This window comes from Tsuneonella flava, assembly GCF_002870965.1.
Classification (GTDB): domain Bacteria; phylum Pseudomonadota; class Alphaproteobacteria; order Sphingomonadales; family Sphingomonadaceae; genus Tsuneonella; species Tsuneonella flava.
In genome coordinates this window covers 228,431-243,419 of sequence record NZ_PHSO01000005.1, presented here as the reverse complement: position 1 = coordinate 243,419, position 14,989 = coordinate 228,431, and the positions used below count along the sequence as shown (strand labels likewise).

The 14,989-nt window shown below is 60.7% G+C and carries 17 protein-coding genes; 5 read left to right on the top strand and 12 right to left on the bottom strand.

The features are described from left to right. Positions 1 to 108 precede the first annotated feature (108 nt). A complete protein-coding gene (locus CV013_RS08275) occupies positions 109 to 1,119 on the bottom strand; it encodes an adenosine kinase (RefSeq protein ID WP_102154800.1) in 1,011 nt (336 codons plus the stop codon). 121 nt (positions 1,120 to 1,240) lie between these two features. Between CV013_RS08275 and CV013_RS08270 the strand changes: the two genes are divergently transcribed. Further along, a complete protein-coding gene (locus tag CV013_RS08270; RefSeq protein WP_102154799.1) occupies positions 1,241 to 1,939 on the top strand; it encodes an EI24 domain-containing protein in 699 nt (232 codons plus the stop codon). Then, on the top strand, positions 1,936 to 2,379 hold the full coding sequence (locus CV013_RS08265) for a hypothetical protein (RefSeq protein ID WP_102154798.1): 444 nt from the start codon (positions 1,936 to 1,938) through the stop codon (positions 2,377 to 2,379). Before CV013_RS08270 ends, CV013_RS08265 begins: the two co-directional genes overlap by 4 nt. 76 nt (positions 2,380 to 2,455) lie before the next feature. Here CV013_RS08265 and CV013_RS08260 read toward each other — a convergent pair whose 3' ends face one another. The 11 genes from CV013_RS08260 to CV013_RS08210 all read right to left on the bottom strand — a co-directional run bounded on the left by CV013_RS08260 (position 2,456) and on the right by CV013_RS08210 (position 9,767). Next, complete coding sequence (locus CV013_RS08260; protein WP_102154797.1) at positions 2,456 to 2,818, bottom strand: HesB/IscA family protein; 363 nt, start codon at positions 2,816 to 2,818, stop codon at positions 2,456 to 2,458. After that, on the bottom strand, positions 2,815 to 3,318 hold the full coding sequence (locus CV013_RS08255) for a GNAT family N-acetyltransferase (protein ID WP_190276456.1): 504 nt from the start codon (positions 3,316 to 3,318) through the stop codon (positions 2,815 to 2,817). The genes CV013_RS08260 and CV013_RS08255 overlap by 4 nt, the downstream gene beginning before the upstream one ends. Continuing rightward, positions 3,315 to 3,794 carry an SUF system Fe-S cluster assembly protein gene (locus CV013_RS08250; protein WP_102154796.1) on the bottom strand — a complete coding sequence of 160 codons (480 nt, stop codon included), beginning with the start codon at positions 3,792 to 3,794 and terminating at the stop codon, positions 3,315 to 3,317. The genes CV013_RS08255 and CV013_RS08250 overlap by 4 nt, the downstream gene beginning before the upstream one ends. After that, the gene (locus tag CV013_RS08245) at positions 3,791 to 4,978 is read right to left on the bottom strand and encodes an aminotransferase class V-fold PLP-dependent enzyme (RefSeq protein ID WP_102154795.1); all 1,188 of its coding nucleotides are present in this window, start codon (positions 4,976 to 4,978) and stop codon (positions 3,791 to 3,793) included. The genes CV013_RS08250 and CV013_RS08245 overlap by 4 nt, the downstream gene beginning before the upstream one ends. Next, entirely contained in the window at positions 4,975 to 5,733 is a 759-nt protein-coding gene (locus tag CV013_RS08240) for a SufD family Fe-S cluster assembly protein (RefSeq protein WP_102154794.1), read from the bottom strand. Before CV013_RS08240 ends, CV013_RS08245 begins: the two co-directional genes overlap by 4 nt. Next, positions 5,730 to 6,146: a hypothetical protein gene (locus CV013_RS08235; protein WP_102154793.1), complete on the bottom strand. Its 417-nt coding sequence runs from the start codon at positions 6,144 to 6,146 to the stop codon at positions 5,730 to 5,732. Before CV013_RS08235 ends, CV013_RS08240 begins: the two co-directional genes overlap by 4 nt. Then, positions 6,143 to 6,886, bottom strand: coding sequence for a Fe-S cluster assembly ATPase SufC (gene sufC, locus CV013_RS08230; protein WP_102154792.1), 744 nt, complete (start codon positions 6,884 to 6,886; stop codon positions 6,143 to 6,145). Before sufC ends, CV013_RS08235 begins: the two co-directional genes overlap by 4 nt. A 19-nt stretch (positions 6,887 to 6,905) precedes the next feature. Then, on the bottom strand, positions 6,906 to 7,301 hold the full coding sequence (locus tag CV013_RS08225) for a hypothetical protein (protein ID WP_223805173.1): 396 nt from the start codon (positions 7,299 to 7,301) through the stop codon (positions 6,906 to 6,908). After that, complete coding sequence (locus tag CV013_RS08220; RefSeq protein WP_102154791.1) at positions 7,298 to 7,807, bottom strand: endonuclease domain-containing protein; 510 nt, start codon at positions 7,805 to 7,807, stop codon at positions 7,298 to 7,300. Before CV013_RS08220 ends, CV013_RS08225 begins: the two co-directional genes overlap by 4 nt. 71 nt (positions 7,808 to 7,878) lie before the next feature. Further along, the gene (gene sufB, locus CV013_RS08215) at positions 7,879 to 9,360 is read right to left on the bottom strand and encodes a Fe-S cluster assembly protein SufB (protein WP_102154790.1); all 1,482 of its coding nucleotides are present in this window, start codon (positions 9,358 to 9,360) and stop codon (positions 7,879 to 7,881) included. Further along, positions 9,357 to 9,767 carry an SUF system Fe-S cluster assembly regulator gene (locus CV013_RS08210; RefSeq protein ID WP_102154789.1) on the bottom strand — a complete coding sequence of 137 codons (411 nt, stop codon included), beginning with the start codon at positions 9,765 to 9,767 and terminating at the stop codon, positions 9,357 to 9,359. The genes sufB and CV013_RS08210 overlap by 4 nt, the downstream gene beginning before the upstream one ends. Positions 9,768 to 10,203: 436 nt before the next feature. Here CV013_RS08210 and CV013_RS08205 point away from each other — a divergent pair, with 436 nt between their 5' ends. The 3 genes from CV013_RS08205 to CV013_RS08195 all read left to right on the top strand — a co-directional run bounded on the left by CV013_RS08205 (position 10,204) and on the right by CV013_RS08195 (position 14,967). Beyond that, entirely contained in the window at positions 10,204 to 11,244 is a 1,041-nt protein-coding gene (locus CV013_RS08205) for a quinone-dependent dihydroorotate dehydrogenase (protein ID WP_102154788.1), read from the top strand. A gap of 11 nt (positions 11,245 to 11,255) precedes the next feature. After that, positions 11,256 to 13,073 carry a gamma-glutamyltransferase gene (gene ggt, locus CV013_RS08200; protein WP_102154787.1) on the top strand — a complete coding sequence of 606 codons (1,818 nt, stop codon included), beginning with the start codon at positions 11,256 to 11,258 and terminating at the stop codon, positions 13,071 to 13,073. 88 nt (positions 13,074 to 13,161) lie between these two features. Continuing rightward, on the top strand, positions 13,162 to 14,967 hold the full coding sequence (locus CV013_RS08195; RefSeq protein ID WP_102154786.1) for an AMP-dependent synthetase/ligase: 1,806 nt from the start codon (positions 13,162 to 13,164) through the stop codon (positions 14,965 to 14,967). Positions 14,968 to 14,989 lie beyond the last annotated feature (22 nt).

Genomic DNA, 14,989 nt, shown 5'->3' with positions numbered 1-14,989 from the left:
GAATAGCGCACAAATCTAAAGAAATAGTCGAAGCCTGCCGCACGGGGCGGATGCCCGCACGGCGCCGTTCCTACGAATCGCCGCCGTCCTGCAACAGCACACGGCAAATTATCGGGCGAGCTTTTCCGCCATCAGTCGCACCAGATCGGTTTCCGGGCGGGCACCATAATGGCTGATGATTTCAGCTGCTGCGATTGCTCCGCGACGCAAACATGTTTCCAGCGGTTCGCCGTTAACGTGGCCATAAAGGAACCCGGCGGCAAACAAATCGCCAGCCCCGGTGGTATCGACGACGGCATCGATCGGTTCGGCGGCCACTTCGGCGCGCACTCCATTGGAAATCGCCACTGCCCCATCGGCGCTGCGGGTCACCACCAGCGTAGGCACTTTGCCATCGAGCGCTGCAATCCCTGCTTCGAAATCATCCGTGCCGGTTAGCGCTTCCAGTTCGTGATGATTGGCGAACAGGATATCGATCATCCCGTCTTCGATCAGCGCACGAAAATCGTCGCCATGCCGTTCGATCACGAACACTTCGCTCAAGGTAAAGGCGACCTTGCGCCCGGCGGCACGTGCCGCCTCTATCGCCCGACGCATTGCAGCGCGGGGTTCTTCGGGATCCCACAAGTACCCTTCGAGATAGAGCACACTGGCAGCAGCCACGGCCTCATCATCGAGCGATTCCGGCGGCAGAAACTGGCTGGCCCCCAGAAACGTGTTCATCGTCCGCTGTGCATCGGGGGTCACGAAAATCAGACACCGCGCCGTGGAAGGCTCCCCCGTGCGCGCAGGTGTATCGAAATCGATCCCTACCGCGCGAATATCGTGCGCGAACACTGCTCCAAGCTGATCGTCAGCCACTTGCCCGATAAATGCACATTGCGCGCCCAGCGCGGACAGACCTGCCAGTGTGTTCGCCGCCGATCCGCCCGAAATTTCACGCGCGGGGCCCATCGCCTGATACAACCGCTCCGCCCCTTCGGCATCGACCAGGGTCATCCCGCCCTTGTTGAGATTGAGTTCTTCGATCAGGTCTTCGGAACAAGGGGCCATCACATCGACGATGGCATTGCCGATCGCAATCACGTCATAGCGCGGCTCGGTCGTGGTCTGGGTCATGAAAGTCCTGAAATTGGATGGAAGATCTGCGTGCGGTGCGCCTAGCGGCTGGGGAACGCCACGCCAAGTGCGGTTTGCGATAGATTGACTTGGATCACTTGCTCACCGACATGATGAAGCAATGAACCGCATCCCCCACGCCTTTGCCCTTGCCTTCGGCCAATTGGGCGACCGCGCTATTCTTGCTGTTCTGGCACGATCGGTTGCGATCACGCTGGCGGTGTTCGCCATGCTGGGCGTGGCAGTATGGTATGGTCTTGCAGCCCTGCTGGCCCACTACGGCGTGGGCGGCGGCGGATCGCTCAGTGCGTTGGGTGCGATAGTGATAACGATCATCGGTGGCTGGCTATTGTTCCGGCTGGTTGCACTGGCCGTGGTGCAGTTCTTTGCCGACGAAGTGGTGGAAGCGGTGGAGGCGCGGCATTATCCCTCCGCACTTGCCACACGGCGCGATTTGCCATTCGCGCAAGATCTCAAGGCATCGCTGCGCGGACTTGTGCGCGCGGTAATCGCGAACATCGTCGCTCTGCCATTCGCGGCGATACTCTTGGTGACCGGGGCTGGCACGGCTATTCTGTTCTGGGCCGTGAACGCATGGTTGCTGGGACGCGAGCTGACCGAAATGATCTGGTTGCGCCACCGGACGCCGGAAGAGAGCGCCCTGCCGCTGTCTGGCTTGACCCGTTTTGCACTGGGCGGGATCGTGGCCGCTATGCTGCTGATCCCATTTGCCAATCTTCTGGCCCCCGTGATCGGCGCCGCTGCAACCGCACATCTGATCCATTCGCGCAAACCGATTTCAACCGGGGTTCGTCCATGATCCGCACGATTCTGCCGCTTTCCATTGCCATTCTGCTTGCCGGTTGCGCCTCTGCAGTTCCGCAAGGGCGGGCCGGCAGCAGTCCGCCCCCTCGGGCCCCCGCAGCCACTTCGCAAGCAGTGCGCGTGCCTGCCACGCGCCCGCCACCACCGGCTTCGGAAGGTTTCCGTGTGCCCAAGGTGATGAACAGCGCGGGACTGGAGTCGGTCATCGGGCAGAACAAGGCAGCACTGGAACGCACTTTCGGCGCCCCCCGGCTCGACGTGTGGGAAGGCGACGCGCGCAAGTTACAATTCAGCGGCGAGGCCTGTGTGCTCGACATCTACCTCTACCCGCTGCGTCCCGGCGCGGAACCGACCGCGACATATGTCGATGCGCGGCGCGCAAGCGACGGACTGGATGTCGATAAGGCTGCCTGCGCTAAAGCGCTGCATCGTTAAGCCGGAGCACCGCCAGAACAAGGTTCAGGCCCCAAAACGGCCAAATCGAATGCTCCGCCCGTAATGCGAAGCGCGGTCAGACCATAAAACTTTCGCCGCAACCGCATGCACCCTTGGCATTGGGATTTTCGAACACGAAACCGGCGGTAAAATCGTCCTCCACCCAATCCATCGTGCTGCCGATCAGATAGAGCACACTGGCCCCGTCGATATAAAAGGTGCCGCCGGGCGTTTCGATCTTTTCATCGAACGCAGTCTCTTCGGTCACATAATCGACGGAATAGGCCAGCCCGGAGCACCCCCGCCGGGGTGTCGATAGCTTCACGCCAATGGCATCGGTCGGCGCCTTGGCCATCAGGTCTGCCACCCGCGCTTCCGCAGCAGGGGTGAGCGTAACGGCGGCGGGGCGCTGGCGAAGGGTTGTAACGGTATCGGTCATGGCAGTTTCCTCTCCCAGAACTGGGCAGTGCCCATTGCCGGATCAAGTCCATACTGAACAAATCCGGCCTGCCGGTATGCTGCGATGGCGGGCTCGTTGCCCGACAGCACCTCCAGCGTGATCTTGCACGCACCACGCGCATGCGCCTCCTGCGCGACCGCATTAAGGAGCGCACGGCCCACGCCTTTGCTGCGATATTGCGGCAGAACCGCAATATCGTGAATATTGACCAGCGGCCGCGCAGCGAAAGTCGAAAACCCGGTGAAGCAATTGGCCAGCCCGGCAGGCTCGCCCGCTACCCGCGCGATCAGTGTGAATGCGCCGGGCTGTTCAGCCAGCGCAGGAACCAGCCGTTCGCGCACATCTTCGGCCAGCGGTGTGCCACCGCCCATCGGATCGCGGGCATAGGCATCGAGCAGCGCAACAATAGCTGCCGCATCCACCGAATTGCGATAGTCGACGATCGCGATCGCCACTTCGGGGACGACAGAAACGCTCACAACATGCCCAGTTCGAGCCGGGCCTCGTCGGTCATTTTATCCGGCCCCCACGGCGGATCCCACACCAGCGCCACTTCGGCATCGCGCACTCCGGGTACCGTGGCGACACGCAGCTCCACTTCGCCAGGCATCGATTCGGCTACCGGGCAATGCGGAGTCGTCAGTGTCATAGTGACTTTGGCATCGCCATCGTCGGTCACTTCAACTGCGTAAATCAGGCCGAGATCGTAGATATTGACCGGAATTTCGGGATCATAGATCTCTTTCAGCGCACTGATGATCGATTCATACACGGCACCGCCCGGCTCTCCCTCGTGAGTTGGCTGCGGCTTCTGCGCGAGGAATCCTTCGAGATAATCGCGCTTACGCTCCAGCTTCTCCGCCGGGCTTTCCTGCTGGGCATCGTCCACGCTGGCGCGGCGCGGTTTATCGACCGTATCGACTTCCTCAACCGAGATATTGCGTTCTTCGTTCATCCGAAAATCCTCCGCGTGCGCTCGATCCCTTTCACGAGCGCATCGATATCGCTGTCGTCACTGTAGAGCGCGAAACTGGCGCGCGCAGTTGCCGGCACACCCAGATGCGCCATCAGAGGTTGCGCGCAATGGTGCCCGGCACGGATCGCCACGCCCTCTTCATCGAGAATGGTGCCCAGATCGTGCGGATGGACACCCTGCATCGCGAAACTGATGATGCCGGCACTGTCTTCCGGGCCAAACACCGCCACATCATTCATCGGTTGCAGGGCATCGCGCAAGCGAGCGACCAAAGCCGCCTCATGCGCGTGGATCACGTCCAGCCCGATAGCCGCGACATAGTCGCAGGCTGCCGCCAGTCCGAGTGCCTCGACAATCGCCGGGGTGCCCGCTTCGAACCGCTGCGGCGCCGGGGCATAGGTCGTGCGTTCGAACGTGACCTGATCGATCATCGATCCGCCACCCTGCCACGGGGGCATGGCATCGAGCAGATCGGCCCGCCCCCACAGCGCCCCGATCCCGGTCGGACCGTAGAGCTTGTGGCCGGAGAAAGCATAGAAATCGCATCCGATTTCCGCGACATCGACCGGCAACCGCGGCACTGCCTGACATCCGTCAAGCAACAGCTTTGCGCCTACCGAATGGGCCAGACGCGCCGCACGTGCGGCATCCAGAGTGGAGCCGAGCACGTTCGACACATGCGCGAATGCCACCATCGTGTGATCCGGCGTCAGCATCGCTTCCGCAGCATCGAGATCGATCCGTCCGTCTTCGGTCAACGGGCAGACATCGACTTGCCACCCGGCCAGTTGCCAGGGCACGATATTGGAATGGTGTTCCAGCTGGCTGAGCAGAACCCGCCCTTTGTTCGGATAGGAATAGGCGACCAGATTGATCGCTTCGGTCGCTCCGCGGGTGAAGACGATTTCCGCTTCCGCCCCGCCGATAAATGCCGCCACCCGCCGCCGCGCCGCTTCGTAAGCCAGTGTCATATCCGCACTGCGCGAATAGACCCCGCGATGCACGGTGGCATAATCCGCGCCCATCGCGCGGCTGCAGGCGTCGATCACTGCCTGCGGTTTCTGCGCGGTCGCGGCAGTATCGAGATAGTGCCACACCTGCCCGGTATCGTTCAGCAAACCGGGAAAGTCGGCCTTGCGCGAAAGCGTTGCTGTGTCGGTCATAACGCGCCCTCGTCCAGATGAGCCAGTGCATCTTCCAGCATGGTTTCGCGCTGCGTTTCGTCATCGATGGCAGCGAAGGCATCGGCGATGAATGCCCGCACCAGCAACGCCCGCGCCTTTTCCGGCGATAAGCCGCGTGCAGCCATGTAGAATGCAGCCGTCTGATCGAGCGCACCGATCGCTGCGCCGTGGGCGCATTTCACATCGTCAGCGAAGATTTCGAGTTCCGGCTTGGTGTTGGCGCTCGCCCCCTTTTCCAGCAGGATCGCGCGGAAGTTCTGCGCCGCATCGGTTTTCTGTGCATCGCGCACGACTTCGATCCGGCCAAGGAAATTGCCGGTCGATTTGCCCCACTGGACCGCGCGCACGACTTGATTGCTGGTCGCGCCGGGTTGGGCATGAATAACGCGGGTCACGAATTCCTGCACTTTGTTATCGCCGCCCAGCGTTACCCCGCCAAATTCGAAATGCGCGCCTTCTTCCAGCGTCACTTCCAGTTCGATCCGCCGATAGGGGCCGCTGACGATAGTGGCGAAATATTCGTACCGTCCACCGGCGCCTACATGCACGCGGCACCGCGCCACGGCCGATGGCGCAGCGTCGTCGGCCTGCACGGTTTCACGCAGCACATCGCCCGGCGCGACCGTGACGGTGCGCCAGTCGTCAAACGTGTCGATAGGGGCGGTCGAAAGGAATGCGGCATCGGCATACCGCCAGTCCTCTTCTCGATTAGTCGGACGTGCAATCAAAGTCACTTCCCTGTCCCCCGCGCCACGGCCAGCGCCGCGATCCCATTGCCGCGATGTTCGTGCAGGCACGGGTCGAGCGTTTTGAGCCTGGCCGAGATGCGGCGCTTCTTATCCGCTTCGCTCGCTTTGCTGTCAGCGATTGTCTTGAGCTGTTTGTAATGCGGCTTGATACAGGCGACGAGCGCGGCGCAGCCGATCTTGTCGATGTCCTTATCGCCGGTCGATTTCACCGTCTTGCAGGCCAGCTTGCCATCGACAGCGCCCCACACCCCGCGCCAGTTACGCAGCTTGCCCGCGATGATCGGCACTTGCTTGGCCACGGCAGGCGGCACTTGGCGTTGCTGCGGCGCGGCCTGAGCAGGTGCAGTGCTCATCGCAATCAGAGCGGCGAAGGACAGAAATGTTGTGAGGCGCTTCATGCCATCACCTCGTCATACCCCTCACGCTCCAGTTCCAGCGCCAGTTCAGGGCCGCCGCTTTTGACGATGCGCCCTTTGGCGAGGATATGGACCCGGTCGGGCTTCACGTAATCGAGCAGGCGCTGGTAATGGGTGATCAGTACCACCGCCTTGTCCGGTGCGCGCATGATCGCGTTGATACCTTCGCCAACCACCCGCAGCGCATCGATATCGAGCCCGGAATCGGTTTCGTCGAGGATCGCCAGCGACGGGTTGAGAATGCCCATCTGAACCATCTCGGCCCGCTTCTTCTCCCCGCCGGAGAAGCCGACGTTCACTTGCCGCTTGAGCATTTCCATATCCATCCGCAGCAGAGCGGCTTTCTCTTTCGCCAGCTTGAGGAATTCGCCGCCGGTCAGCGGCTCTTCCCCCCGCTGAATGCGCTGGGCATTGAGCGCTTCGCGCAGGAACTGGACATTCGAAACGCCCGGAATTTCCACTGGATACTGGAAACCGAGAAACAGGCCGACCGCAGCGCGCTCATGCGGTTCCATCGCGAGCAGATCCTGCCCGGCAAACATGACCGATCCCTCGGTCACTTCATACCCCGGACGGCCACCGAGCACATAGGCCAGCGTGGATTTGCCGGCGCCATTCGGCCCCATGATCGCATGAACTTCGCCTGCGTTCACAGTCAGCGAAAGGCCGTTGAGGATTTTCTTGCCGTCGATTTCGGCGTGAAGATTATCGATTATCAGCATATTATCTGGTCGATCCGGGTCAGTTCGGGAGGAGTTGGGTGTAACGCGAAACCGCCACGGCGATTTGGCGGTCGAGCAATTTCCGGGCCGCATCGCGGCGTTTTGTCCGATCGGCCTGCTGGCTTTGCGTCAACTTCGCGCCCGGAAGACCGTAAGCGGTATCGATTTCGGCATAGCGATGATCCAGCACACGATCGATCTGGGGGCGGCATAGAGTACGCAATGCGATCACCGCCGCCTGAAGGCTGCTGCGCGGCGCGCCGGGCGCTCCGCTCGTCAGACATGCGTCGAGCCGCTTGATCGCCTGCGCCGTGGTCAGTTGCTCAGGCGCGGCACGGGCAGGGGCAACCGGCGCCAGCATCGCCGTCGCGGCAATCGCTGCGATTGCAAAAACAGGCGCGGTGGACGTTGTCATGCGTCGTCCCGCCGTGGCCGCCGAGGGGCGGAATTGACGCGATGGGCGCGGCGCGCGTCCTGTTTGTCGGCAATACGCATCCGCATGCCCGCAGTGATGCGCGCCAGCACATCGTCGATATTGTCGATAATGTCCCGCGCCTTGATCCGCATCACCCGGATGCCGACCGCTTCCAGACTCTTGTCGCGGCGCTTGGCCAGCGTTTCGTCTGCGCCGTCTTCGTCAATAGCGATCGCCATGCCGAGGAGGTGGCAGTTGAAATCGACGATCGCACTGCCGACGACAGCATGGCGGGTGAACTTGTACCGGCCCAGATCGGCCTTGGCGAAGCGTTCCGCCAGCGCCTTGTGTGCTTCGCTCGAATGGCGGCGCATATCGCGCGCGCGTTCGTGCAGAGCATCGAGCCGCTTTTCGGAAATTTCCCAGCCGCGGCCCTTTTTCTTGAGCGCGGGGGTGTCCGCCGTTTCGGACGGAGTGCGGAGCTGGAGAGTTTTACGGTCGGTCATAGGGTTGGTTCACACGAGGGCCACGAAGCCACCAAGGGCGTTAGAGACAGGGGAAAAGGGGGAGAGGATCGTCATCCGACGCTTCCTTCCAGCGAGATCGCCAGCAGTTTCTGCGCCTCTACCGCGAATTCCATCGGCAGTTCCTTCAGCACTTCCTTGGCAAAGCCGTTGACAATCAGTGCCACCGCCTCTTCCGCGCCCAGCCCGCGTTGCATCGCGTAGAACAGCTGATCGTCGCTGATCTTGCTGGTGGTCGCTTCGTGCTCGATCTGCGCGGAGGGGTTCTTCACTTCGATATAGGGCACGGTGTGTGCGCCGCAGGTATCGCCCAGCAGCAGGCTGTCGCACTGCGTGAAATTGCGAACCCCGTCGGCATTGGCCGCCACGCGCACCAATCCGCGATAGGTATTGTTCGACTTGCCCGCGCTGATCCCCTTGGAAATGATCGTGCTGCGGCTGCCCTTGCCGTTATGAATCATTTTGGTTCCCGTATCGGCCTGCTGGTGGTTGTTTGTCACCGCTACCGAGTAGAACTCGCCAACCGAATTTTCGCCGTTCAGCACGCAGGATGGATATTTCCACGTCACCGCGCTGCCGGTTTCGACCTGGGTCCAGCTCACTTTGCTGCGCGCACCCTGACACAGCGCTCGCTTGGTCACGAAGTTGTAGATCCCGCCTTTGCCGTCGGCATCGCCGGGATACCAGTTCTGCACGGTCGAATACTTGATCTCCGCATCTTCCAGCGCGACCAGTTCGACTACGGCAGCATGGAGCTGATTTTCATCGCGCATCGGCGCGGTGCATCCTTCCAGATAGCTGACATAGCTACCCTTTTCCGCCACGATCAGCGTGCGTTCGAACTGTCCGGTATTTTCCGCGTTGATGCGGAAATACGTGCTCAGTTCCATCGGGCAGCGCACCCCTTCGGGGATGTACACGAAGGTGCCATCGGAAAAGACCGCGCAGTTCAGCGTGGCGAAGTAGTTGTCGTGCTGCGGCACCACTTTGCCGAGCCACTTCTTCACCAGATCGGGATATTCGCGGATCGCCTCGCTGATCGAGCGGAAGATGACGCCCGCGCTCTCCAGTTCCTTGCGGAAAGTGGTCGCCACCGAAACGCTGTCGAACACAGCATCCACCGCGATCTTGCGTGCGCCCTTCACCCCGGCGAGCACTTCCTGCTCGGCCAGCGGGATGCCCAGCTTGTCGTAGGTCGCCTTGATATCGGGATCGAGTTCGTCGAGCGATTCCAGCTCTGTCTTCTTCTTCGGAGCGGCGTAGTAATAGGCATCCTGATAATCGATCGGGGGATAGCCGAGCTTGGCCCAATCAGGCTCTTCCATCGTCTGCCACAGGCGAAACGCCTTGAGCCGCCATTCGAGCATCCATTCCGGCTCACCCTTCTTGGCGGAAATGAAGCGAACGGTGTCCTCGTTCAGTCCCTTGGGCGCAAATTCGGTGTCGATCTCGCTCGACCAGCCGAATTCGTACTCTGCCGCTTTCGCAGCGGCATCGCGGGCAGCGCGATCGGTCACCTGTATGTCTTCGCTCATGCTATTTCTCGTCTCGATGCCAACTGCGTCAAAGTGATCCCCGCCAATGCCCCGCGCACCGCTTCGTTGACCACGGGCCAGTGCGCGCGAACGGTGCAATCGTGGTCGAGCGCGCAGCTATCGCCTTCGACGCAGGCAGTCAGTGCAATCGGACCTTCCACCGCTTCCACGATGTCGGCCAGGGTGATCGCAGCTGCCGGTCGGGCCAGTTGCAAGCCGCCATGCGCCCCGCGCATCGACCGCAACAGTCCCGCCGCCGTCAGCTTGCTGACCAGTTTCGCGACTGTCGGCGCAGGCAGTCCGGTTTCCGCCGCCAGCTCGCCGGCAGACACACGCCCGCCACCGCAACGACGCGCGGCAGCGGCCATCGCGACCACGGCATAGTCAGCAAGATTGGACAGACGCATTTCTATTCGGACCGATTCATTCCGAATTGCACCTAGGAGGGGTTTGCGATCTTTTCAAGCACGCCGAAGGGGCCAAAGCGATCTGTCACGCTATTCCGGGCGCCTATCTGTACAATTCCGGCAGTTACAAGCTGAAAATGCGGGACGCTGGATGCTCAATGAAAAAACAGGCAGCCCCAGATTATCCGGGGCCGCCTGTTAAGTAGAGGTACTCGTTGCCAAAAGCTTCGAGCCCTTCGGGTCGCCCTTGTTTGATACACGATGAGTCGATTCGCCAATTGTAGGAAATCGACGCATCACGTCAGTTCAGTCGGATTTGCGGCAATCTGGCGCAATTTCAGGCAATTTTTCACGCCTTTTGAGCGCCTTTCATACTTTCCTGACCAAACTGGGACAGTCTCGACAGCGATCCGTTACCGCGCCATAGCGCGCCACGATGCTTTACCGTCTGCTCTCCCCCGCCCTGTTTGCCATCGACCCCGAAATCGCACACGGGCTTGCACTCAGAGCGCTGAAATTGCGCCCTGCCGGCAGGCCCGCCAGCCCTGGGCCGCTGACATCGACCGTTGCAGGCATTTCATTCCCTAACCCGCTCGGCATGGCGGCAGGCTTCGACAAAGACGGGGAAGTTCCCGATGCTTTACTGGGGCTTGGCTTCGGTTTTGCGGAAGTCGGATCGATCACCCCCTTGCCGCAAGCGGGCAATCCCAGGCCCCGGCTTTTCCGATTGAAAGAAGACCGTGCGGTTATCAATCGCATGGGCTTCAACAATGGCGGATTGGAACCCGCGCATCGCCGGTTGTCTCAACGCGCGGGCAGACCCGGCGTGGTTGGCATAAATATCGGTGCGAACAAGGATTCCACCGATCGTATCGCAGATTATGCGACGATGGCCCGGGCAATGGCTCCGCTGGCCGACTATCTCGCGGTGAATATCTCCAGCCCGAATACGCCCGGCCTGCGCGCCTTGCAGGACGAAGGCGCATTAATCGCTCTGCTCGATGCAGTGATTGCGGCCCGCGACGAAAGCGAAAACAATGCCCGGCCGCCAATTTTCCTGAAAGTCGCCCCTGACCTCGAACCCACGGATATCGATGCGATTTCCCGTATTGCCATTGAGAAGAAACTGGGCGCATTGATCGTGTCGAATACCACTATTTCGCGCCCGCCCCTTGTCTCTCGGGATGCCGGGGAAAGTGGGGGGCTATCCGGTCAACCACTCAAGAATCTCGCGCTTCAACGCCTCAAGGACTTCCGCTCTGCCACAGGCGGCGCTTTACCTCTGGTCGGAGTCGGCGGAATTGCCGATGCGGACGACGCTTGGAAGCGGATCAAAGCCGGAGCAAGTTTAGTCCAGCTTTACAGTGCGATGGTCTATGAAGGACCGGGCCTCGCCCGGCGAATTGTCCGTGGGCTGGAGCAACGAATGCGCGCCGAAGGGTTTTCGACGATTGCCGAGGCGGTCGGGAGCGGTTAGCTGATAGCGCCATGCTCAAGCGCTTTTCCATATCGTTCGCCCTTCCCCTGGCTCTCCCCCTCGCGCTGGGAGCCTGCGCTACGGTCCCCGCCGAGACGGTTGCTACCGCAGCACCGCCACCGGCGACACAAACTCGCTATGAACACGGGATTGTCAGCGCCGCCGATCCGCGTGCCGCACAGGCAGGCATCGACATGTTGCGTAAAGGCGGCAGCGCGACCGATGCCGCCATCGCAGTCATGCTCGCGCTTACTGTCGTCGAGCCGCAAAGCTCGGGCATCGGCGGGGGCGGGTTCTATCTGCACACCGATCCCAACGGCACTGTCGACACAGTGGACGGTCGGGAAAAGGCGCCGATGGCTGCCACCCCTACACGTTTCATCGGCCCTGATGGTAAACCGATGGACTTCCGCACCGCTGTCGAAAGCGGGCTGAGCATCGGTGTACCCGGTAGCCTGCGTCTGGCCGAAGACGCGATGAAGCGCGACGGAAAGCTGGCATGGGCCGATGTTTTCCAACCCGCGATCCGCCTTGCCCGCAATGGTTTCGAGATTACGCCCCGCCTGTACAACTCGCTGAAGAGCGCCAAAAGCACTGGCGCGCGGACAAAGGCCGGACTGGCACTGTTTTACGATGCGGCTGGCAATCCCAAGCCTGTTGGCACAGTGGTCAAAAACCCTGAATTGGCAAATACGCTGGAACAGATCGCTACGCACGGGTCAAGCTGGCTCTATACCGGGCAAACTGCCGCCGCATTAGCGAAGACGATTGCCGACGACACCCCCAGCGATGGCAAGATGACAGTCGCTGATATCGAAAGCTATCGCGCCGCCGATCGCGCTCCGGTTTGCGGCACATATCGCACCTACAAGATTTGCGGGATGGGCCCGCCGTCATCGGGCGCAACAACCGTTATCGCGATGCTCGATCAGCTCGAGCGGTTCGACCTGTCGGCACTCGGCCCAAATTCGCCCACATTCTGGCACTTGTTCGCCGAATCGCAGCGACTGGCATATGCCGATCGCGAACGGTTCCTTGCCGATCCCGATTTCTTCCCGGTGCCGGTCAAGGCGCTTACCGATCATGCATATCTGACCAAACGCGGCGCGCTGATCAGCCCGACTTCCACAATGGCTAAGGTAAAGCCAGGCCTGCCACTTCCGCCGCCCGACGGGCAGGAACCGGATGAACATGGCACCTCCCATTTCGTGACCGTCGACAAATGGGGCAACGCCGTATCCTACACATCGACCATCGAAAGTGTGTTCGGATCAGGCAACATGTTTGGCGGGTTCTATCTCAACAACGAGCTGACCGATTTCAGCATGACTCCACGGGAAAACTGCGGTGACCGTGCGGACGGTTCCTCAAAAGCTCGGATGGACGACATTGCCGATGGGAAGCTGGAAATGGCCGTTGGCACGGATTGCCAACCTGTTGCCAATCGCGTGCAAGGCGGCAAACGTCCGCGCAGTTCGATGGCGCCCACACTGGTATTCTCACCCGATGGCAAATTGCTGATGGCAGTCGGTGCTGCGGGAGGGGCGACAATCCCGGTGCAAACGACGCGTGCGATCATCGGAGTGATCGATTTCCGTCTGCCGATCGACAAAGCTCTGGCATTGCCGGTGCTGTTTTCGCCCGGCGATATCGTCGCAATTGAACCCGACACATCTCTGGTAGCCATGATTCCGGAGTTGAAGCGACTCGGTCATAAGCAGGTTACCGTCCGCCCACTCCCCTTGAAGGCCAATGCAGCCCTGCTCACCGCCAATGGCTGGACCGGTGCGGGCGACCCGCGCAGCGAAGGGGTGGCCATCGTCGAATAAGACCGCTTGCCGCTACGGCCGGCCAGCCTTAAACTATAGATAACCATAAGAGTTATCAGAAGTCTTGGGATCAGGAACAGGTGAAGCCTTGCAGCTAAGCGACATTGATACGGTCCATAACCTCGTCGCATTATTTCTCAGTCGCGCCGATGCGCGGGCCGATGCGCCTTTCCTCGGCGCCAAACGCGACGGGCAATGGGTTACGCAAAGCTGGCGCGAAGTTGCCGATCAGGTTTGCCTGCTGGCCCAAAACCTCCGTAAGCTGGGGCTGGAATCGGGCGACCGGGTTGCTCTGGTGTCGGAAAACCGGCCCGAATGGTGCATCGCGGACCTTGCGATCATGGCCGCAGGGTGTGTCACAGTTCCGGCATATACCACTAATACCGAGCGCGATCACGTCCACATCCTCGATAATTCGGGGGCACGGGCAGTCATCGTTTCGAACGACAAACTGTCAGTTCCGCTGATCCCGGCCATCCTTCACACCGGGTTGGTGGAACACCTCATCGCGATCGATAGCGTACGCGCGCACCAAAGCGGGAACCACACGATTCACACCTGGGAATCGATGCTGGAAGGCAGCCCTGCTGAAGCGCGCCAGGCTGTCGAAGCCCGCATCGCGAATATCGGGCGCGATGATACGGCCTGCATCATCTACACCAGCGGCACCGGCGGCGCCCCACGCGGAGTGTTGCAACACCACGGTGCAATCCTGTGCAACTCTGCCGGAGCGGCCGAAATCCTCAACGACGATTTCGGGCTGGAGGAAGACGAGCGCTTTCTTTCATTCCTCCCCCTGTCCCACGCTTACGAGCATACGGGCGGACAATTTCTGCCGATCAGCGTTGGCGCGCAAATCTTCTATTCGGAAGGGCTGGAAAAGCTTGCCAGCAATATCGAAGAGGTGCGCCCGACGATCATGGTCGTGGTTCCCCGCCTGTTCGAAGTGCTTCGCACACGGATCATGAAGCAGGTGGCCAAGCAGGGTGGGCTGGCGCAAAAGCTGATGGACCGTGCCCTCGCATTGGGCGCAAGAAAAGCGGAAGGGCGCTATCGCGTTGGCGATAAGACCCTCGACTTTATGCTCGAACGGCTGCTGCGCCCCAAAATCCGGGCCAAATTCGGCGGTCGCATCAAGGCTATGGTTTCGGGGGGAGCGCCTCTGAACCCGGAAGTCGGCGTGTTCTTTCAGGCGATGGGCCTGACCATGTTGCAAGGTTACGGACAGACCGAAGCCGGCCCTGTCATCAGTTGCAACCGACCTGCCGCAGGGATCGCGATGCATACCGTCGGCCCGCCGATGAGAGGTGTAGAAATCCAGATTGCGGAAGATGGCGAGATTCTGTGTCGCGGCGAACTGGTGATGCACGGCTATTGGCACAATCCCGCCGAAACAGCGCGCACGTTGCAGAATGGCTGGCTGCACACCGGCGATATCGGCCACATCGACGAGCGCGAGCGCATCGTTATAACCGATCGTAAGAAAGACATGATCGTCAATGACAAAGGCGACAATGTGGCCCCGCAAAAAGTGGAAGGCATGCTGACATTGCAGCCGGAGATCGGGCAGGCGATGGTGAGCGGAGACAAGCGCCCCTATCTGGTGGGGCTGATCGTTCCCGATGCAGAATGGGCCGCCGAATGGGCCAAGGCACATGGCGAAAAATGCGACCTCAGCGCGCTGATGGAATTGCCACCATTTCGCAGCGCAGTGCGTGACGCAATCGACAGAACGAATGGCGAGCTCTCGGTAGTCGAGAAGGTGCGCGGCTTCACTTTTGCCGACGAACCATTCACAATCGAAAATGAAGAAATGACGCCCAGTATGAAAATCCGTCGGCACAAGATTCGCGAACGATACGGCGATCGCCTCGACGGACTATATAAAACCTAGGCGGGGCTACGTTCCCACCCCT

Bases quoted from the DNA above. Each gene is read 5' to 3' on its own strand.
- CV013_RS08275 (WP_102154800.1), bottom strand. From the start codon at position 1,119: ATGACCCAGACCACGACCGAGCCGCGCTATGACGTGATTGCGATCGGC.
- CV013_RS08270 (WP_102154799.1), top strand. From the start codon at position 1,241: ATGAACCGCATCCCCCACGCCTTTGCCCTTGCCTTCGGCCAATTGGGC.
- CV013_RS08265 (WP_102154798.1), top strand. From the start codon at position 1,936: ATGATCCGCACGATTCTGCCGCTTTCCATTGCCATTCTGCTTGCCGGT.
- CV013_RS08260 (WP_102154797.1), bottom strand. From the start codon at position 2,818: ATGACCGATACCGTTACAACCCTTCGCCAGCGCCCCGCCGCCGTTACG.
- CV013_RS08250 (WP_102154796.1), bottom strand. From the start codon at position 3,794: ATGAACGAAGAACGCAATATCTCGGTTGAGGAAGTCGATACGGTCGAT.
- CV013_RS08245 (WP_102154795.1), bottom strand. From the start codon at position 4,978: ATGACCGACACAGCAACGCTTTCGCGCAAGGCCGACTTTCCCGGTTTG.
- CV013_RS08235 (WP_102154793.1), bottom strand. From the start codon at position 6,146: ATGAAGCGCCTCACAACATTTCTGTCCTTCGCCGCTCTGATTGCGATG.
- sufC (WP_102154792.1), bottom strand. From the start codon at position 6,886: ATGCTGATAATCGATAATCTTCACGCCGAAATCGACGGCAAGAAAATC.
- CV013_RS08225 (WP_223805173.1), bottom strand. From the start codon at position 7,301: ATGACAACGTCCACCGCGCCTGTTTTTGCAATCGCAGCGATTGCCGCG.
- CV013_RS08220 (WP_102154791.1), bottom strand. From the start codon at position 7,807: ATGACCGACCGTAAAACTCTCCAGCTCCGCACTCCGTCCGAAACGGCG.
- sufB (WP_102154790.1), bottom strand. From the start codon at position 9,360: ATGAGCGAAGACATACAGGTGACCGATCGCGCTGCCCGCGATGCCGCT.
- CV013_RS08210 (WP_102154789.1), bottom strand. From the start codon at position 9,767: ATGCGTCTGTCCAATCTTGCTGACTATGCCGTGGTCGCGATGGCCGCT.
- CV013_RS08205 (WP_102154788.1), top strand. From the start codon at position 10,204: ATGCTTTACCGTCTGCTCTCCCCCGCCCTGTTTGCCATCGACCCCGAA.
- ggt (WP_102154787.1), top strand. From the start codon at position 11,256: ATGCTCAAGCGCTTTTCCATATCGTTCGCCCTTCCCCTGGCTCTCCCC.